Annotated in this window: 20 protein-coding genes; 18 read left to right on the top strand and 2 right to left on the bottom strand. The window is 57.6% G+C overall.

The window, feature by feature from the left end; translation table 11 throughout:
• The first annotated feature begins 15 nt into the window (after positions 1-15).
• From Q5Q88_RS04840 to Q5Q88_RS04795, 10 genes are all read left to right on the top strand, one after another.
• Complete coding sequence (locus Q5Q88_RS04840; RefSeq protein WP_158574809.1) at positions 16-1086, top strand: glycosyltransferase family 4 protein; 1071 nt, start codon at positions 16-18, stop codon at positions 1084-1086.
• Entirely contained in the window at positions 1076-2266 is a 1191-nt protein-coding gene (locus tag Q5Q88_RS04835; protein ID WP_147352836.1) for a hypothetical protein, read from the top strand. Before Q5Q88_RS04840 ends, Q5Q88_RS04835 begins: the two co-directional genes overlap by 11 nt.
• On the top strand, positions 2256-3416 hold the full coding sequence (locus Q5Q88_RS04830) for a polysaccharide pyruvyl transferase family protein (protein ID WP_118653465.1): 1161 nt from the start codon (positions 2256-2258) through the stop codon (positions 3414-3416). Before Q5Q88_RS04835 ends, Q5Q88_RS04830 begins: the two co-directional genes overlap by 11 nt.
• A gap of 3 nt (positions 3417-3419) precedes the next feature.
• A complete protein-coding gene (locus Q5Q88_RS04825; RefSeq protein WP_118653466.1) occupies positions 3420-3971 on the top strand; it encodes a serine acetyltransferase in 552 nt (183 codons plus the stop codon).
• A gap of 44 nt (positions 3972-4015) precedes the next feature.
• Positions 4016-5746: a thiamine pyrophosphate-binding protein gene (locus Q5Q88_RS04820; RefSeq protein WP_302742079.1), complete on the top strand. Its 1731-nt coding sequence runs from the start codon at positions 4016-4018 to the stop codon at positions 5744-5746.
• Entirely contained in the window at positions 5743-6828 is a 1086-nt protein-coding gene (locus tag Q5Q88_RS04815) for an NAD-dependent epimerase/dehydratase family protein (RefSeq protein WP_118653467.1), read from the top strand. The genes Q5Q88_RS04820 and Q5Q88_RS04815 overlap by 4 nt, the downstream gene beginning before the upstream one ends.
• 6 nt (positions 6829-6834) lie before the next feature.
• Entirely contained in the window at positions 6835-8268 is a 1434-nt protein-coding gene (locus Q5Q88_RS04810) for a lipopolysaccharide biosynthesis protein (RefSeq protein ID WP_118653468.1), read from the top strand.
• A 309-nt stretch (positions 8269-8577) separates the two neighbouring features.
• A complete protein-coding gene (locus Q5Q88_RS04805; RefSeq protein ID WP_302742077.1) occupies positions 8578-8952 on the top strand; it encodes a hypothetical protein in 375 nt (124 codons plus the stop codon).
• A gap of 5 nt (positions 8953-8957) precedes the next feature.
• Entirely contained in the window at positions 8958-9158 is a 201-nt protein-coding gene (locus tag Q5Q88_RS04800) for a hypothetical protein (RefSeq protein ID WP_302742076.1), read from the top strand.
• A 147-nt stretch (positions 9159-9305) separates the two neighbouring features.
• The gene (locus tag Q5Q88_RS04795) at positions 9306-10955 is read left to right on the top strand and encodes an RNA-binding domain-containing protein (RefSeq protein WP_302742074.1); all 1650 of its coding nucleotides are present in this window, start codon (positions 9306-9308) and stop codon (positions 10953-10955) included.
• 363 nt (positions 10956-11318) lie between these two features.
• On the opposite strand, the gene Q5Q88_RS04790 is transcribed toward Q5Q88_RS04795, so the two are convergent.
• Positions 11319-11837: a ferritin gene (locus tag Q5Q88_RS04790; RefSeq protein WP_294123772.1), complete on the bottom strand. Its 519-nt coding sequence runs from the start codon at positions 11835-11837 to the stop codon at positions 11319-11321.
• Between the two features lie 294 nt (positions 11838-12131).
• On the opposite strand from Q5Q88_RS04790, the gene Q5Q88_RS04785 reads away from it, so the two are divergent.
• Positions 12132-14135 carry a DUF2207 domain-containing protein gene (locus Q5Q88_RS04785; protein ID WP_302742072.1) on the top strand — a complete coding sequence of 668 codons (2004 nt, stop codon included), beginning with the start codon at positions 12132-12134 and terminating at the stop codon, positions 14133-14135.
• A gap of 320 nt (positions 14136-14455) precedes the next feature.
• Here Q5Q88_RS04785 and Q5Q88_RS04780 read toward each other — a convergent pair whose 3' ends face one another.
• A complete protein-coding gene (locus Q5Q88_RS04780; protein WP_302742070.1) occupies positions 14456-15091 on the bottom strand; it encodes a GNAT family N-acetyltransferase in 636 nt (211 codons plus the stop codon).
• 235 nt (positions 15092-15326) lie between these two features.
• Here Q5Q88_RS04780 and purH point away from each other — a divergent pair, with 235 nt between their 5' ends.
• The 7 genes from purH (at position 15327) to Q5Q88_RS04745 (ending at position 24103) form a co-directional block, all read left to right on the top strand.
• Positions 15327-16964, top strand: coding sequence for a bifunctional phosphoribosylaminoimidazolecarboxamide formyltransferase/IMP cyclohydrolase (purH, locus tag Q5Q88_RS04775; RefSeq protein ID WP_302742068.1), 1638 nt, complete (start codon positions 15327-15329; stop codon positions 16962-16964).
• A gap of 279 nt (positions 16965-17243) precedes the next feature.
• Positions 17244-17960, top strand: coding sequence for a hypothetical protein (locus tag Q5Q88_RS04770; RefSeq protein ID WP_302742066.1), 717 nt, complete (start codon positions 17244-17246; stop codon positions 17958-17960).
• Positions 17961-18291: 331 nt separating this feature from the next.
• Positions 18292-18966 (top strand): response regulator transcription factor, encoded by a 675-nt coding sequence (locus Q5Q88_RS04765; RefSeq protein WP_294123779.1) that lies wholly within the window; start codon positions 18292-18294, stop codon positions 18964-18966.
• A gap of 9 nt (positions 18967-18975) precedes the next feature.
• On the top strand, positions 18976-20076 hold the full coding sequence (locus Q5Q88_RS04760) for a HAMP domain-containing sensor histidine kinase (RefSeq protein WP_302742063.1): 1101 nt from the start codon (positions 18976-18978) through the stop codon (positions 20074-20076).
• Positions 20077-20270: 194 nt separating this feature from the next.
• Positions 20271-21698, top strand: a complete 1428-nt coding sequence (locus Q5Q88_RS04755; RefSeq protein WP_302742061.1) for a 6-phospho-beta-glucosidase — start codon at positions 20271-20273, stop codon at positions 21696-21698.
• Positions 21699-21824: 126 nt separating this feature from the next.
• Complete coding sequence (locus Q5Q88_RS04750; RefSeq protein WP_302742059.1) at positions 21825-23261, top strand: glycoside hydrolase family 1 protein; 1437 nt, start codon at positions 21825-21827, stop codon at positions 23259-23261.
• Positions 23261-24103, top strand: coding sequence for a Cof-type HAD-IIB family hydrolase (locus tag Q5Q88_RS04745; RefSeq protein ID WP_118653481.1), 843 nt, complete (start codon positions 23261-23263; stop codon positions 24101-24103). The genes Q5Q88_RS04750 and Q5Q88_RS04745 overlap by 1 nt, the downstream gene beginning before the upstream one ends.
• The last annotated feature ends 114 nt before the right edge of the window (positions 24104-24217 follow it).

Below are 24217 nucleotides of genomic sequence, written 5' to 3'. Positions count from 1 at the left end.
AAGAGGATATCGTTTATGAGCGTTCCTAGCGGAAAAGTCCTCCTCATCGGCCGACTCGACGGGACAAGGGGGCCTCTTGGTGTTGCGAGGGCGGTGCATACCCGTCTTGCAAAAAAGCATAATTGCCAAATTGAGGAGGTTTCCACCTTTGTGGACGTTCTCAGACTGGTTGCGAAGATACCTTTTGCTTATAAGGGGTATTCGATTTGCGTTCATCAAAACGGGTTCAGGATTCCCCTGATCTTATGCCTGCTGTCCAAGATCGATCATCGCAACACATATTATCTCGTCGTACATGGGATTGCTGCCGAAGAGCAGAAATACCGCCCTGTTTTGGATCGAGATTTACGGATCGAGCCGAAACTAATTAGGGAGTATCCAAATCTCATATGCGTCTCCGAGTTCGAGAAGAAGGTGCTCGGAAGGCTTTATGGGCGCAAAAAGAACATGACCGTCATCGGCAATGGCGTTGATGTGGATCGAGAGATTGATTCGAAGAGCCTGCTTTCGAAAAAGCGCTCCTCGTATCCCCCGGTCGTTATAACGACCGGGGGATACGAGGAGCGCAAGGCCTGTGACCTTGCGCTCCTCGTTCTCTCCCAGTATGCCGAAAGGACAGGGACTAGACCTAAGCTCATTGTCTGCGGACGTGATACCGATGCCGTTGGCTCCAATCGCGCTCTTTGCGAGCAGATTGCGAGGAATGGCAATGTTGAGCTCGAATATCGAGGGGAGATCACCGATAAGCATGAGCTGGTGAATCTCTACCAGAACGCAGATTTCTATGCCGGGCTCAGCAGATTTGACACCTTCAATGTGTCCGTTCTAGAGGGAGCAGCCTCCTTCTGCGTGCCCATTGTCTCTGGGTCTTGTGGCGCGGCAGCGCTGTTCGACGATTCAAGCGCCATACGATGCGAGATCGATAGCGATTGTTGGGTGGATAAGGCCGTTGCGCGTCTTATTGAACTCTGTGACGACGGCAATCTTTATCGGGATGTCGCTAAGCGGTCATACAGAATCGCTTCTTTATACACCTGGGATGACGTTGCAGAGAAGTACTGGAAGGTTCTTGCACATGGTGAATAGTTCTTGTGTTGAACAGACTAAGGGACGTTCGCCGATGGATATGAGCAGTGTGCTCTTCTGGCTGGGATTCTGGTCTCTATTCGTTAAGTTCTTCTTAGAGTCCATTATTCTTTTTGAATCGTTTGAGGCGCTTCTTAAGGTCTTTCAGCTGTTCGGCTGCGCCTTCCTTTTGCTCAGAACCGTTGTACTCGTGATAAAGGGCTCGTCGAGCGGATTGGGCTTGGTGGGCGTTTGTCTGGGAATTCTATCTTATCTATTGTCCGGTGAGTCTGTGCTGCTGACGACTTCGCTTATTCTGTCAGCCGCTTACGAGATCGATTTTCAGGCGATTATCCGATCTTGGGCGCGAGCCGTAACGGTCATTCTCGTTTCAATGCTGTGCATATATGTGGTTGCTGGGGTGCTGGGCGAATCCGTTGGAAAAACCTGGCTCAACATTGGTGGAATCTCTTCCAGCCGTGGAGCGCTCCTCTTTGTTCACCCAAACTATTGTGCTGCCGTCTTTTTTGTCTGGGCTATGGCAATGTGGTGCCGATTTGATGTTGGACTTGAGGTCAAGATACTTGTTGGCGGCATTGCCACTTCGGTTATTTTCTATATCGCCGGCTCCCGTACCTCGGCCGTGTCCTTGCTGCTTTTTTTCATGTTTGTTTTCATCTTAAAAGTGTGGAAAAGACGTTCGTGTAGGAGCTTCTCCAAATGGGCTCCTAGGTTTACTCTTGGAATTCCTCTAATGCTCTTTTTATTGACTTACTGGATTAGCGCAATTTGGTTTACTGGTCCAGCCTTTAGTCAAACGGCAAGTGATTTCCTAACTGGTAGGCCAGCTTTGTGGTGGGCTCAATGGAATTATTCTGGGTTGAGCATCTTTGGTCACCATGCGTTTGAGGGCATCGTGCTTATCAGGGGGACGATACACGACATTCATACCGTAGACGGCATGTATGCCTCGTTTCTATTCAATATCGGAATTGCGGGCTTCGCATGGATTCTTGTTCTTGTCAAACGATTCTTCGCTTGGGGCGGAGTTCGTGAGCCAATTTATGTCGCGGCGTTACTGACCACCTTCATCTTCGGTTTCACTGAGTGGCATGCAATGAACGCGGTAGTCTGCGTTCCTCTCATCCTTCTTGCCGAAGGCTTGAGAAATGCAGAGAAGGGAGTGGTAGATGAACTCTAGCAAACCGATTGCTCGAATCGCGCAGATGACCTGGTATCAGTCTCAGAACTACGGCAGTGTGCTTCAGGCGTATGCATTGCAGCGTACGCTACGGAACATGGGCGCGGATGCGAGGCTCGTGAACTACGATCCTGCACCCTGGCAGCAGCGTAATCAATCTTCGCTACGCAAAAGCAAGCCCTTTAGGGCGGCCCGTGTATGCCAGCAGCGCCTAATGGGTGCTGCTCCATATGTATCTGATGAGAAGGATGCTGCCTTTCATGCGTTTGCATCCAAATATATACGCGAGACTGAGCCCGTCTCCTTGTTTGAGGATTTCTCAATTCTGAACTCCCATTTCGATGCGTTTGTATGCGGGAGTGATCAGGTGTGGTCACCTCGATGCTACGATCCCCGCTATTTTCTCGACTTCGTTGCCGATGACAGGCTCAGGATTGCCTATGCGCCGAGTTTTGGTTGCGACAAGCTGCCCGCTGAGGCTTCTGCTGCAATGGCGCCGCTTGTTCGCAAGTTTGATGCGTTGAGCGCTCGTGAAGCTGAGGGCGCAAGAATGGTGGAGGAGCTTTGCGACGGGGAGTGCCAAGTGGTGTGCGATCCGGTTGTTTTGCTCGAGGCCGACGACTGGCGTTCCATTTCTCGCAGAGATGGGCATCTCGTCTCGGATGAGTATTGCCTTTGTTATTTTCTCGGTCGTTCCGAGGAGAATTGGGAGCGTGCTCGCGGGATTGCGAAGACTTTGGGGCTCAAGCTCGTAATGGTTCCAGTTTTCAACGGAGATGTCCGTAGGGATGGATTGGCGCTTTCTGGCGTTGGACCGCTTGAGTTCCTCAGCCTTATCGACCGGGCATCCTATGTGTGTACGGATTCCTTCCACGGGCTTGTGTTCTCGTCTATTTTCGAGCGAGACTTTTCAGTTTTCGAACGTTTCAAGGCGGGAAGCTCCGCTTCTCAGAATGTCCGAATCGAGAACTTCCTTCGCATGGCCGGTCTTGAGCATCGACTCCTGCGGCGGGGTGTCTCGGATGCGGACGACATTGCCTGCAGCATCGATTACGCCGCTTCCTCGAAGCGTGTCGCAGCTCTTCGGGAACAGTCCTTGCGGTATTTGCGGGGTGCCCTCGCGTCGTTACTTGGCGAAGAAAGGGAGTAGGACATGGGATTATCGCCAAGGATATTCGCCCTTGATTCCTTCCATACCTACGGAAGCAAACGAACGAGCCTTTCGCTTCTGGCAAAGGACCTTGGATACCGCTATGTTTTCTACCTGCGTCAATGTCAAGCGGGAGGCATAAGAAAACTGCTGTTCGCAATACCTCGCAAACATCTATCTAACCATTGCGGTATCGAGATTGGTCCCTGTGTCAAATGCGGTGGGGGGCTGTATCTTGGGCATCCGTGGGCCATAACCGTCAACGGGAACGCGACGCTCGGCACGAACGTTAACCTTTCGAAAGGCTGCACCATTGGCGCAGAAAACCGCGGGCAGCGCAAAGGGGTGCCGACATTGGGCAATTGTGTCTTTGTTGGCGTGAATGCCACGGTTGTCGGTGGTGTGAGCATTGGGGACGATGTGCTCATTGCTCCTGGGGCTTACGTGAACCAAGATGTTCCGGCGCACTCCATTGCTGTTGGCAACCCCTGTCGGATCATTCCCCGCGAAAACGCAACTGAGGGCTACATAGTTAGACGAGTTAGCGGTTACTAATGACCTCGAAGCATTTCTGAACAACTAAGGGAAAGGAGCCCAGTATGGGTGCGAAGTATACAGAAGAGAAGAATGCCCAGATGCTCATGAGCCTCATGAAGCAGCATGGGGTGCGAAAAGTCGTCGCCTCACCTGGGGCCACGAATATATCGTTCGTGGTCAGCCTTCAAAGAGATCCGTTCTTCCAGGTCTATTCATCTGTTGACGAACGTTCGGCAGCCTATATTGCATGCGGATTGGCCGAGGAGACAGGCGAGCCAGTCGCACTCAGCTGCACGCAGGCGACGGCCTCAAGAAACTATTTTCCTGGACTTACCGAGGCGTACTATCGTAAGCTTCCCGTGCTCGCCGTAACATCGACCCAACACGCTGTTCGTATTGGGCAGAACATCCAACAAGCTATCGACCGGACCGTCCAGCCTGTCGATACCGTTAAATTGAGCGTACAGGTGCCCATCATACAGAGTGCCGAAGATGCTGCATATTCGAACATAGCCATTAACAGGGCACTTCTAGAGCTTCGTCGCGATGGCGGCGGTCCCGTTCACATCAATCTAACTACCACTTATACCAAGGTTTACGATACAGACGAGCTTCAACAGAGCCGTGCCATTCTCCGCTATACGCCGGATGATGATTTCCCAGTAATTCCGCGCGGTTCGCGCGTTGCCGTGTACGTGGGCGCTCACAGCCGTTGGGATAGCGAGCTCACTGCAAGTGTCGACGCGTTTTGTGAGACATATGGTGCATGCGTGCTTTGCGATCAGACGAGCAACTACTGGGGAAAGTATCGAGTTAATCCGTCCCTCCTCTTCTCCCAAGGAAAGGCTATTGCCTCTGCTGAGAATATCGACATCCTCATCCATATCGGTCATACCTCCGGAGGCTCTGTGCCCAGGCGAATAAAGGAGACATGGCGCGTCAATCTCGACGGTGAGGTGCGTGACACGTTTGGGTGCCTGAAGAATGTCTTTGAAATGTCCGAGCAGCGGTTCTTCGAAACATATGCCGGTATGGGTGGCGAGAGGGTGTCGAACTTCCGCGATGAGTGCATGCGTGAAGTCGATGCGATCATGGAGAAGATTCCCGACCTCCCATTTTCCAACGCATGGATGGCGCAGCAAACCATGCCGCTTTTCCCCGAAGAGTCCATCGTGCATATGGGTATCTACAATTCGCTTCGCACTTGGAGCCTTTTTGAGGGCAATAGCATCCGTGGCTACTGCAACACCGGTGGTTTTGGCATCGATGGTGGCGTATCGAGCCTTTTGGGTGCTTCGCTTGGCACCGACGCCCCTTGCTTTGGGGTGTTTGGCGACCTCGCGTTTTTCTATGACATGAATGCGCTTGGAAACCGCCATGTGGGGAACAACCTGCGTATTCTCATTGTCAATAATGGTTGTGGCGTTGAATTTAAGAACCATATCAACCGTGCATATCCCCTTGGCGAAGAGGCGGACGCTTATGTGAGTGCGCGCGGACACTATGGGCATCAATCTCGTGATCTTGTTCGGCACTTCGCCGAGGATCTTGGCTTTGAGTATCGGGGGGTTGAGAACAAAGAAGAGTACCTTTCGGTGATTGACATGCTGACTTCGCCCGAGCCGCGCGTGCGACCTGTGTTGGTCGAAGCCTTCGTTCGGCCCGAAGATGATACCGAGGCGCTCAGGCTTCTTTATGGCATCGAAGAAAGTGCGATGGGCAATGCAAAGGCTGCCATCAAATCCGCTCTTGGCGAGAAAGGCGTCCGTGCGTTGAAGGGGCTTATCCGATGAGGGCATTGCTGCTTGGCGGTACGGGTGCCATGGGCGGCTACCTCCAAAAGGGGCTTGTCTCGCTGGGCTGGGAGGTCTTCGTTACTTCTCGCAGCGCCAGAAGGTCAGAGGGGGCTATAACTTACCTTCAGGGCAACGCCAAAGACCCAAGCTTTCTGGACGTCGTGCTCAAGGACAGTTCTTATGACGCCATCGTGGACTTTATGACGTGGACGCCCGATGCCTTTCGCAGAATATTGCCTTCTCTGCTTGGCTCGACGGGGCGCTACGTATTCCTTTCTTCTTATCGCGTCTTTGCTGATTTCCCTGTTATCAACGAGAGCAGTCCTCGGCTTCTCGAGTCTTGTCCCGACAAGAAGTACCGCTCCGGGGGCGAATACGCAATCATCAAGGCGTTGGAAGAGGATGTCCTGCGTGGTTCGCCAACTAATAACTGGACCATCATTCGGCCTGCAATCACGTTTTCCGGCGGTGGTGTGGGCAGATTTCAGTTGGGTACGTATGAATGCGGCCTCTGGCTCTGGCGTGCCATGAGGGGGCTTCCTGTTCCGGTCGTTCCCGAGATGATGAAAAAGCAGTGCGCTCTTACTTGGGCGAAGGATGTAGCGTGGATGATTGCGCTGTTGATTCAAAATCCCGATGCCGCGGGTGAAGACTTCAACGCTGCGACATCCCAGCATCAAGCTTGGGCCGATGTCCTTGACTTGTACCGTTTGGTACTTCCCGTTGAAACTCGCGAGGTGACATTGGAGTTATACGAGTCTCACTGTGGGCCCGCTCTTAAGGAATATGGCTATATTCCACAGGTGCGTTATGACCGCATGGTCGATAGGGTTCTCGACAACGCAAAGGTGCTCGCATATACCGGACTCTGCGATGGCGACCTTGCTGATGTTCGCGATGCCCTGCCTCGGGAGTTGTCCAGTTTTCTCGCTCGAAACCCTCGTTTATCCACAGCTCCTGCTGTGCAGGGCCGCCTCGATCGCATCGCACGCTCCTCTTTGCGGACTCGCGATGCTCTTAATGAGTTTGGAATAGTGGGTTCGGCAAAGTACTTTGCAGGCAAGTTTGGGTTGGTGTAATCAAATTTGAGTTTTGATGTTAAAAATGGGGCGACTACGGAGCAAGAGCCACAGTCACATGCGAAGAATCTGCTGAAAAACACCGGTATCTTCGCCATAGGCACGTTCGGATCGAAGATTCTGACGTTGCTGATCATCCCGCTCTGCACGCATTACATCGCCACGGGCGACATGGGCGTGTACGATATGGTATATACCGTTGTGGCGCTCTTACAGCCGATTGCAGTCCTCGCGATTCCAGAATCATTATTCCGCTGGATTATCGATGATCATGCCGATAAGAAAAGCATCTACTCAACGTGGCTTGGCTTGTTTGTGGGCTTAACAGCGTCTTTCTCTGCAATTTATTGGCTTTGTTGGGTCGTTTTCAGATTCTCCGATGCGCCCTTGATGTATGCCCTCGTTGTATTGGGATGTCTCTTCCAGAGCTTCCAGTATGGAACACGTGGTCTCCATAACAACAAACTGTTTGCTATCTCTGGCGTCATTTATTCGCTTGTTTACTGCTTGGGATGCTATCTTCTTGTCGCTAGGCTTCAGGTGGGATACCAAGGTCTGCTCTATGCGATGCTGGCCGCAACATGCGTCGCCTCCCTTTTTCTCGTTATCCCGCAAAGGGAGCTTAGAACCTTCGCTTTTTCTGGTGTCGATGTACGCGCTGCATGGGAAATGCTCCGCTATTCGCTTTTTCTGTTGCCAAATCAGTTGAGCTGGTGGGCGATGACCATGCTTGGCAGACTAATCATCGTTGGCTTTATGGGTTACTCGGCAAATGGTGTTTTCTCTGTCGCGATGAAATTCCCATCTGCGTTATCGATGGTGTCAAATGTCTTTACTCCTGCGTGGCAAGAGCAAGCCGTCATGCTGTTTAGCAGGAAGGATAAGGACGCTTATTTTTCCAAGGTTTTCAATCAATATGCCTTGCTGCTTGTCACTCTTCTTATTCCTGGAGTGCCGTTGACAAAGCTGTTTGTGCAGATTGCCATGGATTCTGCATACCATTCTTGCTTTGATGTCGTCGCCCTTCTCTATCTTGGGGCTGTTCTTAACGCGCTTTCGGCCTTTGCCGGCGTTCTCTATATGTGTGCGAGGGATACCAAGGGCGCTGCAACTACAACATTGGCGGGGGCTCTCGTCAATATCGTCTTGTCGCTTGTCCTTGTTCCGACAAGTGGCCTTATGGGTGCCGCATTGGGCAACCTTATCGGAAATGCGACCATCCTCGTCATTCGTCTGAGGCAAACTGACAAGTACTGTTCCCTACGCGTCGACTGGTGGAAGCTCACTGCCTGTGCCGTCGCTGTCATTATTTCTTCGTTGGCGGCATCGGCTGCTTCTTCGCTTGTAGAGATTAGCCTGCTTTCGCTTGTTTGCCTTGCCTTCTTTTGCATTGCAAACCGCAAGTCGCTCTCTTTGTTGAAAGGGTTTCTAAAAAGATAGGATCTAGGGGGAGACTGCATCCTCATTGCCAACGCGCATTCAAAGATCGTGCCGCATGAGGAGCATCAGCTCTGCATTGTGTATTGGTGGCTATGAGGTGTTATATATTGTAAGTGTGAGGGAAGGGGGCGTTAGGTGCGATGATTTGGCGGCCGCAAGGGACAGAATATACGCCGCCTATCTATATTTCAACAGTATTGCAGATCGGCCTACTATCAAGACGATGCCGCCCTGATTGATAGGCATCAGATTGCGGCTTGCCTAACCTATGCAGTGCTTGTGGCTGAGCCCCTCATGGTTGATTCGGCCTTGGCAACCGAGAAGTCCTATTATGCAAATGAGCGGCTTGCCTTCACGCTCGCTTGTTCAACCATGGTTTCTTTTCTTGTTCAGTACCATTCAGACAGAATACATGCGGGGATTGCGGACCACGACGAGTATCAAAAAATCGGGGCTGCACGGAACAAGCTGCTGCAAGAGGGCATCGCAGTGCCAAAGACCGTTCCTAATGAAGATTCATATCCCATGACCCTTTATCGATGCTTTCGTTTTACGGCTGCGGAAGGGTCGTTCAATCTGTTGAGCCTCGCGTCTCTGTATTACCTTTTGGAGAACGCTACGGTTGGAAAGCAGCTGTATGGAGAGATGCGCTCCTATTATTCGTTCGTGGCCGAAGAGGTGTGATTCAGATGCTGTGGATCATGATAGCAACCTTTATTCTCACAGTGGTGGCGAGCACCGCTATTGCTCTCGAGTATGCGAGAATCGACTCCATTGCCGTCGATTACAAGGTTGAAGAGTTCGAGCATGCCGTGGGCAGTTCCGTGCCCATCGAAGCCGTGCGGACGAACTCGACTGTGCGCGGGGAAGGGGCTGAGGAGAGTTGCTAGCAGCCCTGATTCCCGTCCAGTTCCAATCAAAAGTTTGGCTATCGACCCCATAGAACTCTATATCGGAATCTATATCTGAAAATAGCGGGATATATCTGAACTCAGATATAATTTCAGATATAGATTCAGATATAAGGAGGGCTGAGTATGGGCATTCCGGAACGCGAGACCTTGTCAATCGAGTTTAAAAGTGACCGCAAGACAATCGCGGAGGGCGTCATTGTCGACGAGGTGGTTGCCCTTTCCAACACTGATGGAGGCGAGCTATACATAGGCGTCGAGGACGATGGCGTTCCCACTGGCGCCCAGCCTCAGCATCGAGACCCTCTGCAGATGAACGCTATGATCGCAAACAAAACGGTACCATCCGTTTCCGTGCGGACAACCATCTTGACGGAGAGCGGAAAGCCCGTCGTTCGCATCGAGGTCCCGCGATCGGCAAGCGTTATCGCCTCGGCTCAGGGGCGCATCTTGCGCCGCCGCCTCAAGGCGAATGGGGAGCCAGAGAGCATTCCCATGTATCCATATGAGATTTCAACGCGGTTGTCTGATTTGGGCCGTCTTGATTATTCCGCCCAGCCCGTCCCCGATACCGCTCGTGAGGATTTTGATCCCGTGGCACGGGAGAACCTGCGAAATATAGTTGGGAAATACAACAACAGCGACAAAACGCTCTTGGAACTCAATGATGAGGAGCTCGAGAAGGCGCTGGGGTTCACCACGACCGTTGCAGGTCGAATCATGCCGACGTTGACGGGCCTGCTCATGATCGGTCGCGAGGATGTTCTCGCAAAGGCGGTTCCAACTTCGGAGGCGGCTCTTCAGGTCCTTGTGGGCACGGATGTCAAGGTCAACCTCACGTACAAGGGCTCTCTGCTGCGTGCTATCGAAGACATCGCCCATGCAATTAAGCCATGGAATCCCGTCACAGAAGTTTCTCTTGGGTTGTTTACTAGCCCAGTTGAGACGTTTAACGGCCGTGCCATACGCGAGGCGCTGGTAAATGCGTTTGGTCACAGGGACTACTCGATGCTCGGAAGGGTCCGCGTCTTGATTGACGATATGGGCCTCACGATCTCCAATCCCGGTGGGTTTATCGAGGGCATATCAATCGACAACCTCCTGACCGCCGATCCCCATGGCAGGAATCCGTGCCTTATGGACGCGCTCAAGCGCGTGGGCCTTGCCGAGAGAACGGGACGCGGGATCGATCGAATCTATGAGGGGTCTTTGCTGGTGGGGAAACCGCTTCCAGACTATTCTGAATCGGGGCCGACGTCTGTAAATCTTTTTATCGCCCGAAGTGAGCCCGACCAAGAATTCATCAGGCTCATCGCGGAAGAGTCAGAAAAGAGAGCCGCTCCGCTCCCGCTCCAGACGTTGCTCGTGCTCGATGCGCTCAAGCGCATGCGCCGCGCAACCATTGAGATGCTGTCGAGAACCGTCGACGTGAGGAAGAGCCAGCTTGTTCAGGTGGTTGAGCTGCTGGTCGAGTCGGGTCTGGTTGAGGCAGTCGGGTCGGCTGCCCACAGGGAATACCGTCTGAGCTCGAAGGTCTATAAGCGCTCGGGACAAATCAAGGAGTATGTCCGACAGGCGGACATCGATTCGATACGCTATCCGGAGCTCATCATGAGGCTTGCCCGAAAGCAGGGGCAGGTATCCAAGAGGGATGTAGCTGAGTTGTTGCACGTCGGCCCCGATACTGCATACTACGAGATTAGAAAGCTCGTTAAGAGCGGCGATCTTCTGGCTGCAAAGCGCGGGCCCGATGCCTATTACGTGCCATGTGTCTGATAGATATCGAACGCCTCTATTTGACCTAGATGGCAGTAGAGCAAGATAGGCGGTTCCGCCGTCCGGTTAAACGGTTACAGTAGATGTCGAGCAGATGGACGTTCCGGAGCTGTTCTAGTCTTTCCTAGATGCCTGCCATATCAATGAGAGATCGGAAGTCGAACGGCCGCTGGGGGCGTGAGATGAAGGCTTAAGAGGTGGGAGGATGTTAAAGAGTCACGTATTGATTGCGAGGCACCTGGCCCTTCTCGACCGCACCTAGTGCGTGCACAGTTTAAGCCCCGAATTTTACCCTTATGCGAAAGGGGCGCCCCATTCTTTCCAATGAGACGCCTCGGAGCTTAGCAAGTTTTCCGGTCGACCTTACAGCGGCAACGCAGTCATCTGCGTGTACACGCGGGCCTGGTACTCGCGGTCCAAGTCGTACAGGCCCTTGGGATCGCTGCCGAACAGCTTCATCTTGGTGACCATGTCGCGAGCGTTGGCCTCTTCCTCGCCTTGCTCTTTAACAAAAAAGTCGAGCATGCGCAGCGCGCGAATGTCGTGCGCCTCGTGTGCCACCTCATAGCAGTGATGGATGAGGCTCGTCACGTACTCCTCGTGGGCCAGTCCGGCAACGAGCGGGTCCAGGTCGTTCTCGAAGTGCATGCTGGGCTGCTCAATGGCGAACATTGTGGGCTTGTAGTCGTTGTCAAGCAGGTAGCGGCGCATTGCCATGGCGTGGTCGACTTCCTCCTTGACCTGGATTTCGTACCAGTTTGCGAAGCCCTTGAGGCCACGGTCCTCGTAATAGTCGGCAAACGTGAGGTACAGGTATGCGGAGTAGAACTCCTTGTTAATCTGCTCCTCAAGCACCTTCGCGACGTTCTCGTTCATAGCCATATGCACTCCTTCGGTCGATCTGGCGCGTGCGCGCAACCTGAGTATACCGCCGCATGGCACGGCAAATTGACTATGGCTGCCAGGTAATTGCCGGCCTGTTACGGGCTGGCTGCGCCCACGTGGAAATGCAAGGCCACGATAGATTAAACGAGTTTTGAACTGCTTTCCGTGCCAGCTTTGGCAGAGCTCCCGTTCCGGCGCATGCCGTTTGCGGGGTCGCGGGGCACCGCGAGGCAGAACCGAATCCCGCACGGGTACAATGGGCGCACGTATACATAGAGAAAGGTGCGTCCCATGCTCGCACGCCCGCATTCCTCATCTCCTGTCCGCGTCATCTGTCAGCGCCGCGCCTCATGCTCGCTGCGCCTTTTCGCCACGTTCTGCGGCCTCGTCCTCGCGCTCGTCTTCGCGCTTGTTGCCCCGGCGACTGCCCATGCGGACACGTACTCGCTTCCACGCGTGAACATTCAGGCGCAGGTTATGGAGAACGGCGACCTCAATGTCACCGAGGAGCGCACCTTTGCCTTTGAGGACACGGTTAACGGCGTGTACTGGAGCATCCCCTTTGCGCAAAACGAGCAGGGCCAGACCTCATCCGTAACGGTCTCCAGCGTGTATGAGTACGACGGTTCGGTCGGTGAGGGGGCAGAGGCGGACGCTCGTCGTGCCTCCCAGCCCATGCAGGAAGTCGCCTCCGCGGAGCCGGGTGACCAGCACGTTTACACGGTTTCGGACGAGGGCGACGCCCTTGAACTCAAGGTCTTCGTCCCCCGCGAAGATGGTGATGAGGTGACCTTGTGGGTTTCGTACACGATCACGGGTGCCGTGATGGCGTGGCCCGACACCGCCGAGCTCTATTGGCAATTCATCGGTCCCGAGTGGGAGGAGGATGCCGAGGACGTCGAGTTGAACGTGATGTTCGCGGGGGCTTCTGAGGGCACGCCGGCGACCACTGGCACCGATGATGCCAATTTCCGCTCATGGGGCCACGGTCCGCTTGATGGAAGCGTGGTGCTCGATGATGGGGATGTCGCCAACCCCGTGGTGACCCTAACTGCCCCGCGTGTCCATGCGGGCCAATTTGCCGAGGTTCGCGTTGCGTTCCCGACGGATTGGGTGCCCGGCTTGGCGGCGATGGGTGATGCGCGCCTGGACACCATACTTTCCGAGGAGGCCGCGTGGGCGGACGAGGCGAACGCCCAGCGCGAACGCGCCCGCACGACCGCCACGGTCGGTACGGGCATCTTGACAATCGGCCCGGCGGCACTCTTGGCGATAGTGGTGTACCTGCGCAAAACCAAGTACACCAGCCCTAAGCCCGTCTTCGACGAGACCTATTTCCGAGACCTCCCGTCCGATGACCATCCCGCCGTGCTCTCCGCGCTCGTGTACGGCGGCTCGGTTCAGGATTGCGCCTTCGTGGCGACCCTCATGAAGCTCACTGATGACCGCGTGATCGCGATCGACCACGAGTCCCGCACCGAGAGCCGGTTCCTCGGCCTGGGCGAGAAAACCGTCGAGGAGTACTCGCTCAAACTCGTCGCGCGCGAGCGCGTGGACGACCCCATCGATCTGACCGCGATCAACCTGTATTTCGGGCCGAGCGCGAAAAACGGCGACGAGGCTAGTTTCGATGCGCTCAAAGACGGCGAAGACGCAGGCGATCTCATGCAGGAGTTTAAGGACCAGGTGAGCGGGGAGCTCGAGCGCCGGAACCTCGTCAACCTCGTTCCCGCCGGGTTCAAATTCGGTATGGGGGGCATCGGAATCATCCTGATAATCGTTGCCGTCCTCTTCATTCTCTACACGGACGCAGCGAATCTGCCGTTCGTGCTGTTGGGTATCGGCATGTCCGTCACGGCGGCGATCATCGGCGCGACTGCGAAGATGTACTCATCCGAAGCTGTCGAGCTGCTCGATCGTTGCCAGGCGCTCGAGCGCTGGCTCGAGGACTTCACCAATCTGGACGAGGCGGTGCCCGATGACCTCATCCTGTGGAACAAGATGCTCGTACTCGCCGTGGCGTTCGGCGTAAGCGACGAGGTTCTGCGTCAGCTTGCCGACGCCGTGCCGAACGAGCTGCGCGAGGACGAGAACGGCATGTATTACTATCCCAGCTACTGGTGGTACTACGGTCACGGTGGCCTGCATTCGCCCATGAGCGAGATGCACGATGCGTACCAGGCCACGGTCGCGGAACTTTCCTCGAGCTCCAGCAGCTCGGGCGGTGGTTTTGGTGGCGGCTTCTCCGGTGGAGGCGGCGGGGGCGTTGGCGGCGGAGGCGGCGGCAGCTTCTAACGCGCATTCTGGTGGCGACAAGCCGTATCTTTCGCTTGTTGGGCGCCTCTCGCGCCCCACAAGCTCAAGTGCATGCCGCAAATCGGGCGATTTTGTAACGAAAATCAGAACGGCTCGAGTAGACGCCATCATCGAACAGTTGTGACCTGCGGAAATGCCGACCGGATTTCCCTGCTACTCGCCTCGTCCGAGAACTCGTTACAAAAACGCCCGATTCGCGGCATGCAGGGGATGTTTTGTGCGATGAATCGGCTTTGCGCGGCGCGAAGTCCGAGGGATCCCGTGATGCATGCGAGGGCTACAGGACAGCGGCGTCGATTCTAAGCGGAGAGGTCCAGTCCGTACACGTACATCTCGCGGGGGAGCAGGCGACGCTCTTCGCGCGTGCTGCGATACGTGCCGGCGCGTTTGAAACCGTGGTGCTCATAGAACTGCCAGGTGCAGTCGGTGTCCGTGTAGAGGAACGCCTGGCGCGCGCCCTCTTCGGTTAGGTACGTGGTCGCCGCATCGATAAGCACGCTGCCAATGCCCATACCGCGTGCCGATTCGCCAACCGCGAGCAGGGTGATCTCCGTCGACCCGGCAAAACCGCTGTCGCTCAGCAGCTTGTCATTCTTAGACTCGGTGAGCTGGACGCCCTTCCAGTAATTGGCGGCAGCCTCGGGTTCAAGTTCGCGCATGCGGCGGAAGTAATCTTTGGACATGATGAACCAGCGCTTGTGGGCACGGATGCGTGTTGCGCTCGGACAGGCGAGAACGATGCCGCACGGCTTGTCGTCGATAAGCGCCACCTGTGAGAACGAGGAAATGGAGAGCGAATATGAGAGGTCGTTGCAAGCCTCGAGAAACCCGTACTCAGGTGAGGGAACCTCGGTATGCCACGCCTCCTGGATGATGGCGGCAATGTCTTCGAAGTCGCCTTCATCAAAAGGCCTATACGTTACGCGCGAGACCATGGACCCTCCTGTCGTCCCCTCGTTTCTACCACCGCAACGCGCACGTGTTGTGGTGCGTTCGTGGAACCCGTCGCTCACCTCATATTTTTCGCGCAAACGCCATGGTTTCTCGGCAAGTTCTTCAAATCGCGCGCGTTGAGCGATGTGAGCGTTTGCCGCCTGCGGTACAGTAAGTGCATGTTGGATAGCGATGCGCACGCTGCTTGCGGCGCGTCACCCCTGCGAAGGAGGGCACATGGCAGACCTTGGAAAGGTTTCGCGCGCGTTGATTTCGGTTACGGACAAGACCGGCGTGGTTGAGTTCGCGAAGGCGCTGGCGGAGGAGTTTGGTGTTGAGATCATCTCCACCGGCGGCACCGCCAAGGTTCTCGTCGAGGCCGGCGTTCCCGTCGTCCCGATTGAGGAGTACACCGGCTTCCCCGAGATGATGGAGGGCCGCGTCAAGACGCTGCACCCCAAGGTCCACGGCGGCCTGCTCGCCCGTCGCGACTCCGAGCAGCATATGGCCGAGGCTGCCGAGCACGGCATCGGCATGATCGACCTCGTCTGCGTGAACCTCTACGAGTTCGAGAAGACCGTCGCCAACCCCGACGTCACCTTCGCCGACGCCATCGAGCACATCGACATCGGTGGCCCCTCCATGCTGCGTTCCGCTGCCAAGAATGCCGCCGCCGTGACTGTGGTCTCCGATCCGGCCGACTATGACGCCGTCCTCGCCGAGATGCGCGCAAACGACGGAGCCACCACGCCCGAGACGCGCCGCCGCCTGCAGGTCAAGGTCTACACCACCACTGCCGCGTACGACACCGCCATCTCCACTTGGCTTGCCGCCCAGGTCGAGGGTGCCGCCACCGCGCCGCTCACCGCCGAGGGCGAGTTTGCTGCCCCGGCATCCATGGGCATGAAGCTCGAGAAGGCCCAGGACCTGCGGTATGGCGAGAATCCGCAGCAGGCCGCTGCGGTCTACCGCTTCGACGCCGCCAATGCCCCGCTGTTCTCCTCCGATGCCCCCCTTGTGGGTGCCGAGCAGCTGCAGGGCAAGCCGCTCTCCTACAACAACTTCCTCGATGCCGAGGCTGCTTGGAACGCCGTTCGCGAGTTCGACGAGCCCGGCGTGATCATCCTCAAGCATCAGAACCCCTGCGGCTCCGCCGTGGCGGGCGACGTGACCGAGGCCTACGACCGCGCCTTCGCGTGCGATCCCAAGAGCGCCTTCGGCGGCATCGTTGCCGTCAACCGCGAGGTGCCGCTGTCGCTCGTCGAGCACTTTGCCGACCGCGACAAGCTGTTCGTAGAGGTTCTCATCGCCCCGAGCTTCACGCCTGAGGCCCTCGAGCGTCTTGCCAAGCGCCCCAACCTGCGCGTCCTCGCCACGGGTGCGGCCTCCGGCCATGCCAAGCTCGAGATGCGCACCGTCGACGGCGGCATGCTCGTCCAGCGCGTCGACACGGTCGACGAGGACCCGGCCACCTTCACGTTCCCCACGGAGCGCAAGCCCACGGATGCCGAGATGCGCGACCTCATGTTCGCCTGGAAGGTCTGCAAGACCGTCAAGTCCAACGCCATCCTCATCGCGAAGGACGAGATGGGTATCGGCATGGGCCCCGGTCAGCCCAATCGCGTGGACTCTGCGCTGCTGGCCTGCCAGCGCGCCGACGAGGTCTGCGAGCGCCTGGGACAGGAGACCGGTGGCTACGCCTGCGCGTCCGACGCCTTCTTCCCGTTCCGCGACAACGTCGACACGCTCGCGGCGCACGGCGTGACCGCCATCATCCAGCCCGGTGGCTCCGTGCGCGACGAGGAGTCCATCGACGCCTGCAACGAGCATGGCATCGCGATGGTCTTCACCGGTACCCGTCACTTCCGTCACTAAGTAGCAACGGGTTGCTGCGGGCTTCCCAGACACCGCACCTTGGGGTTCAATCGTCGGGCGCCGTACGTTAGGCGTGCGCCCTCCTCTTTCACCCCAATCTGCGGCACCTGGAAAGCCCTCGCCGGTTTGGAGGGTTTTTAGGGAACCTGGAAAGACCTCGCCGACCTGGATTGAGCTGGGTGGTGTGCCTCGACTTTCCTTTGCCCGAGGGTGTTGTATGTGATTTGAACGTGCCGGGGAATTGTTTTCCCGGTACGTTTTTGCTTAGGAGGATTCGCCGTGAGCGACATCGAACCGTTCTTCAATTCGGCTGAGGAATGCGCCGCGTACGAGATGTTTTGCGCCGAGCAGGAGCGCGGTCTTGAGAAGTTCGAGCTGGCCGACCCCGCCTTGGTGTGCCGTTGGCGCATGAACCGCCGACAGGTTCCGCTCATCAACCGCCACATTCGAGCGTTGTCGCAGCGCGTGGTCAACGGTGCGCCCCTCACCACGAACATGCTTTCATGGGCCAAACAGCACGTTGAATGGTCGCTTGCGGCAGGGGAGTATGAGGATCCGAACGGCGTGCTCATGCTGGTGATCGATGTGAACGGCGATGCCCTTATGAGCGTTGGGCCGTATGAGCCGCTGGCGGATACGTCGCGTGCCGCGCTTGTGTCCCGTGCCTCCATCGCGCGTGCGGAGGCGGCGGGCACCGGGGTGGCGCCCGAACTTCTTGGCGTGCTTACCGCCGATGGTCGTGTGTTGCTCGCCGCTGCGCCCGGCGAGGCTCTTTGCGGTGCCGCTACGCTGGTAGAGCAGCTTGCTGCTGTTCGCGGTCATGCGGTTGAACGTTCACTCGTGGACGGCGTGACGGCTGAGCAGGTTGCGGGCGCTGCGGGTGAGGGCGATGCCGTGTTCCTCATCTCCGACGAGCACGGCGTGGTGGTCGAGCGCGGAGCGACCAGCGGTGACGCGGCGCAGCTCTCGGCTGGCGTCCGCAAGCTCTTTGTCTGATGTGCTACGCGCAACCGTGCCCTTACCCGCGCCGCCGGTCTCCCTCAGCCGCATTCCTGCCGCGAAAGTTAACTCTCGCAGCCCGTTTTGCCGCGAGTCGTGTGTATCGTTCCGCGAAAGTTAACTCTCGCGGAAGAAGTTGTTCCTCATGCGGAGGCAATCGCCCTCCCGCGCGCCTGTGCCGGCTCCTTACATTGATGAAAGCTCTTCGCTTGCCGCTCTCGTTGCGAGGCTAGGCGGGGCATAATGAAAGGACGACAAAACGTCAATCGGCTGCATGCGCGCGGCGAACACGCCCTCGCGCGCGAGGCGGTGGAAGGGAAGTGGTGGCATGGCGCGCATATTCGTGGTCGAGGATGACGCCCCCATTCGCAACGAGGTCATCGAAGTGCTCGAGCGCCAGGGCTACGAGGCGTCGTACTGCCTTACCTTCGACCACGTGGTTGAGGATATCCTGACCGCCCGCCCCGACCTCGTGCTGCTCGACCTCACGCTTCCGGGTACGGACGGCCAGCTCATCTGCCGCGAACTGCGCCAGCAGTCCGACATTCCCGTCATCGTGCTTACGTCGCGCGTGACCGAGGTCGACGAGGTCATGAGCATGACCATGGGCGCGGACGACTTCATACCCAAGCCCTACAGCGCGCGTGTGCTCGTCGCGCGCGTGCAGGCGCTGCTGCGTCGCGTCAAGGGCGCATCGGATTCCAGCCGCGCGCTCGAGCACAATGGCGTGGCTCTCGACTTGTCGCGCTCCACGGCAACCGCAACGCAGACCGGCCGCTCCATCGAGCTCACCAAAAACGAGATGCGCATCCTCTCGCTGCTTATCGCCCATGCGGGAACGATCGTGAGCCGAGAGGCGATCATGCGCGACCTATGGGACTCCGACGCCTTTGTGGACGACAACACGCTCACCGTGAACATCAACCGTTTGCGCACTACGCTGGAAAAAATCGGGATCACGGGGTATCTCACCACGCATCGCGGTCGCGGCTACTCGGTGTAGGGGTGCACGATGAAGTTATCCGAGTTCCTTGCTTCGTCATGGCCTCACATGGCGCTTGTCTGCATCGCGGCGGCGCTTTGCGCGTTCATTTCCGCGGTGGGCGGCGCGGGGTTTGCAGTGAGTGCGCTGATGGCCTTGCTGATCGTGGGATCGGCACTGGTGGTGCTCGTTGTCGATTACCGCCGAAAGCGCTCATTTTACGCCGACTTGGTTGCATGCATCGATGATGTCGAGCATCCCCTGTGGATCACCGAGATGATGGATAGACCCGAGTTTTTGGAAGGGCGCCTGGCGTACGAGGCACTTTGCCGCGTTTCCAAAGCGGCCAATGATGACGTGGCGGAGTATCGTCGTCAGACTCAGGATTATCGCGAGTACGTCGAAACGTGGGTACATGAGGCCAAGTCGCCCTTGGCCGCCTCCCACTTGATGTTGGAAAACCTTATGGAGGCGGCGCCCGCCGACGAGACGGGAGAGAAGCTCCTTGTTAAGACCGAGGCGCTCGGCGAGGAGCTCGATCGCGTTGAGGGCTACATCGAACAGGCTCTGTTCTTTGCGCGCTCCGAGTCTCTTGATCGCGATTACCTCATTCGCGCCTATGACCTCCAGAAGCTCGTGGGCGACGCAGTTCGCGCGAACGCGCGCGTGCTCATCGGCGCCCACGTGTCGCCGTTTCGTAGAGGGCTTGACCACACGGTGTTTACCGACGAGAAGTGGATGACGTTCATCCTGGGCCAACTTATCCAGAACAGCGCGAAGTACGCCCAAGGAGAGGGTGCCGAAATCGTGTTTACGAGCAGACTGGTGGATGAAGGGCGCGCGACGGAGCGCGTAGAGCTCGAGGTCCGTGACAACGGCTGCGGGGTTGAGCAAGCGGAGCTGCCGCGCGTCTTTGATCGTGGGTTCACGGGTGACAATGGACGCACGGGCAAACGCGCCACGGGCATTGGCCTGTACTTGGTCAAGCGCCTATGCGGCAAAATGGGGCTTTCCGTGCGGGCGGACGCGCGCCCGGGGGAGTTTTTCGCCGTGACTATCGGGTTTCCCACCAACAAGATGCATTACTTCGAACAGGCGTGCGCGGAGCCTGAATCCATGTGGTCCCGATGACGATCTGGGGATTTCGCAAAAGGTATCAGGATGTATCAATCACGTTGTGTAGTTCGTAAAACGGCATAGAAAAGAAGTATCAGCATCTGCCCGGGGCATTGTGGCGCGTCCTTGCGCTCGGCATACTGGGGCCATGGTTCGTCGAGCGCTTGCTGCATGGGGCAGCGGGCCCGGCGCGCGAGAAGGGGTGCAAGATGGGTTTTCGTGACGACTTCCTGTGGGGTGGAGCCACCGCTGCCAATCAGTGCGAGGGCGCGTACAACGTTGACGGCCGTGGCTTGGCCAACGTCGATGTGATGCCGCACGGCAAGGATCGCTTCGCGGTGGGTATGGGCGTCCGCAAGATGCTCGATTTCGAGGACGGGTACTTCTATCCGGCGCAGACCGGCATCGACTTCTACCACCACTACAAGGAGGACATCGCGCTGTTCGCGGAGATGGGCTTCAAGACCTTCCGCATGAGCCTCGCTTGGACCCGTATCTTCCCCAACGGAGACGAGACGGAGCCCAATGAGGCCGGCCTCGCCTTCTACGAGGACGTGTTCCGCGAGTGCCAAAAGCACGGCATAGAGCCGCTCGTCACCATCACGCACTTCGACTGTCCCATCCATCTCATCAAGGAGTACGGTGGCTGGCGCAACCGCAAGCTCATCGACTTCTACAAGAACCTCGCGACCACGATCTTCACCCGCTACAAGGGCCTGGTGAAGTACTGGCTCACCTTCAACGAGATCAACATGATCCTGCACCTGCCGTTCATGGGCGCCGGCCTGGTGTTCGAGGAGGGCGAGGACAAGGAGGCCGTCGAGTACCTGGCCGCCCATAACGAGCTCGTCGCCAGCGCCTGGGCAACCAAGATCGCGCATGAGATCGACCCCGACGTGAAGATCGGCTGCATGCTCGCCGCGGGCAGCTACTACCCCTACAGCTGCCGCCCCGAGGACGTGCGCGCCGCCCAGCTCGCCAACCAGGACAACTACTTCTTTGTCGACGTCCAGAGCCGCGGGTACTATCCGTCCTACGCGCTCAAGAAGCTCGAGCACGAGGGCATCGATGTGGGCATGACCGACGAGGATAAGCAGATCCTGGCTGAGAACACGGTCGACTTCATCTCCTTTAGCTACTACTCCACGCGCTGCTCCGCGGGTGAGGGCTCCGACGCCCCCAAGACCGAGGGCAACGCCTTCGCGGGCACCAAGAATCCCTACCTCAAGGAGAGCCAGTGGGGCTGGGCCATCGACCCGCTCGGGTTCCGCATCACCCTCAACGACCTCTACGACCGCTATCAGAAGCCGCTGTTCGTGGTGGAGAACGGCCTGGGTGCCAAGGACGTGGTCGAGGAAGACGGCTCCATCAACGACGATTACCGCATCGACTACCTGAGCCAGCACATCGAGGCCATGCGCGATGCGGTGACTGAGGACGGTGTCGACCTGCTCGGCTACACCACATGGGGCCCCATCGACTTGGTCTCGGCCTCCACGGGCGAGATGTCCAAGCGCTACGGCTTCATCTACGTCGATCGCGATGACGCGGGCAACGGCACCCTGGCCCGTTCCAAGAAGAAGAGCTTCGACTGGTACAAGAAGGTTATCGCCACCAACGGCGAGGACCTTTCCTAACTCGCCCGGCTTTCCCAGGCACCCCACCTCGGCGCGAACCCAAAGGCTTATGTACGCCAGTACACCGCGCCTTTGCGTTCACGCCGATCTGGGGCACCTGAGAAAGCCGGGACAAAGGAGGATGTAATGTTCCCTAAGAATTTCTATTGGGGTGGCGCCACTGCGGCCAATCAGTTCGAGGGCGCGTGGAACGTCGATGGGCGAGGCCCCTCCGTCGACGACCACTTCACCGGCGGTAGCCACGAGAAGCCGCGTGAGATCACGGTCGACATCAAGCCCGACGTGCTCTATCCCAATCACGACGGCATCGACTTCTACCATCATTACGAGGAGGACATCGCGCTGTTCGCTGAGATGGGCTTCAACATGTTCCGCATGTCCATCTCCTGGAGCCGCGTCTTCCCCAACGGCGACGACGCCGAGCCCAACGAGGCCGGCCTCGCGTTCTACGACCGCGTCTTCGACTGCTGCCGCGAGCACGGCATCGAGCCGCTCGTGACCCTCTCGCACTACGAGATGCCCTACCACCTGGTCGAGAAATACAACGGTTGGGCCTCCCGTGAGCTCATCGGCTTCTTTGAGAACTACTGCGCCACTGTGTTCGAGCGCTACCAGGACAAGGTGAAGTTCTGGCTCACTTTCAACGAGATCAACTGCGGCACCATGGACATGGGTGCCATGATGGAGACCGGCCTCATCCAGGGCTTTGAGGGTCCGGCGTCCGCCATCAAGACCACGCCGCAGCAGCGCTACCAGGCCCTGCACCATCAGTTCGTGGCGCATGGCCGCGTGGTCAAGCTCGCTCACGAGAAGTACCCGCAGTTCAAGATGGGCAATATGGACTGCTTCATCCTGAGCTACCCTGGTACGTGCGATCCCGCCGACGTGCTCGCCAACGAGCTCGAGATGAACCGTATGAACTGGTACTGCTCCGACGTCCAGGTGCGCGGTGCCTACCCGTTCTACGCCAAGCGTTTCTGGGCCGAAAACGACATCGAGCTCGCGATGGAGCCCGGTGACCTCGAGGATATCGCCGCCGGCAAGGTGGACTTCTACACCTTCTCCTACTACATGTCCGGCACCGTGAGCACGCATGCCGACCATGAGATGACCGAAGGCAACATGACCTTCGGCGGCAAGAACCCCTACCTCAAGAGTACCGATTGGGGCTGGCAGATCGACCCCGAGGGTCTGCGCATCGCTCTCAACATGATTTACGCCCGCTACGAGATTCCGCTGATGGTGGTCGAGAACGGCATGGGCGCCTACGATACGGTCGAGGAGGACGGTTCGATCCACGACCAGTACCGCATTGACTACCTCAAGAGCCACGTGAAGGCCATGGCCGAGGCCGTCGCCGATGGTGTTGACCTTATCGCCTACACCTGGTGGGGCCCCATCGACCTCGTCTCCGCCGGCACCGGCGAGATGCGCAAGCGCTACGGCTTCATCCATGTGGACAAGTACGACGACGGCACCGGCACCTACGAGCGTCGCCGCAAGGACAGCTTCTTCGCGTATCAGAAGATCATCAAGTCCAACGGCGCCGAGGGGCTCGAGTAATGGCGCAATCCAAGATCGTCTTCCTCGATGTGGACGGCACAATCACCGACTACGAGAACAACGTGCCGCAGTCTGCGAAGGACGCCATCAAGGCGGCCCGCGCCAACGGGCACCGCGTGTACATGTGCACCGGCCGCAGCAAGGCCGAGAACCCGCCCGAGATCTGGGAGATCGGCTTCGACGGCATGATCGGCGGCAACGGCTGCTATGTGGAGTCCGAGGGTGAGGTGGTGATGCATCAGCTCATTACGGCGGAGCAGTGCCGCCACATTGTGGACTGGCTGCATGCGCGCGGGCTCGAGTTCTACCTCGAATCCAACAACGGCCTGTTCGCGAGCGAACGTTTTCGCGAGGAGGCCGGCCCGGTCATGAGGCTCTACGCCAAGGGCAAGGGCGCCAGCGACGAGGATGCCGAGACTTCGGCCCATGCGTTCATGGACGCGCTCATCTACGGTGGCGAGCTGTACCGCGACGACCTCAACAAGGTGAGCTTTATCCTGTCGAGCTACCAGGATCATTTGGACTCCGTCGAGGAGTTCCCCGATCTGGTGGCGCGCACCTGGGGCGGCAAGGGCGAACATGCCCTGTTTGGCGACCTGGGCGTGAAGGGGCTCGACAAGGCGCACGCCATCCGTGTGCTCGTGGAACACTTGGGCGCGAACATGGCAGACACCATCGCCGTGGGCGACGCCAAGGTCGACATCCCCATGTTCGCGTGCTGCGGCGCGAGCGTGTGCATGGGCAGTGGCGGCGACGAGGCCAAGGCCGCTGCCGATTGGGTCACCACGGATGTGGACGACGACGGCATGTGGAACGCCTTTGTGCACTTGGGACTAATCTAAGAAAGCTCCAAAGTAGACCACGCGAATCTATATACATTGCATTGCGGAACGGCTCCGAAGTACGGGGCCGTTCCGTTTTTACGTAAGGCTGTACGACAGGAAACATGCATTTCA

The sequence above is a fragment of the uncultured Collinsella sp. genome (assembly GCF_959026545.1).
Taxonomy (GTDB): domain Bacteria; phylum Actinomycetota; class Coriobacteriia; order Coriobacteriales; family Coriobacteriaceae; genus Collinsella.
This window is presented reverse-complemented; position numbering and strand designations above follow the sequence as displayed.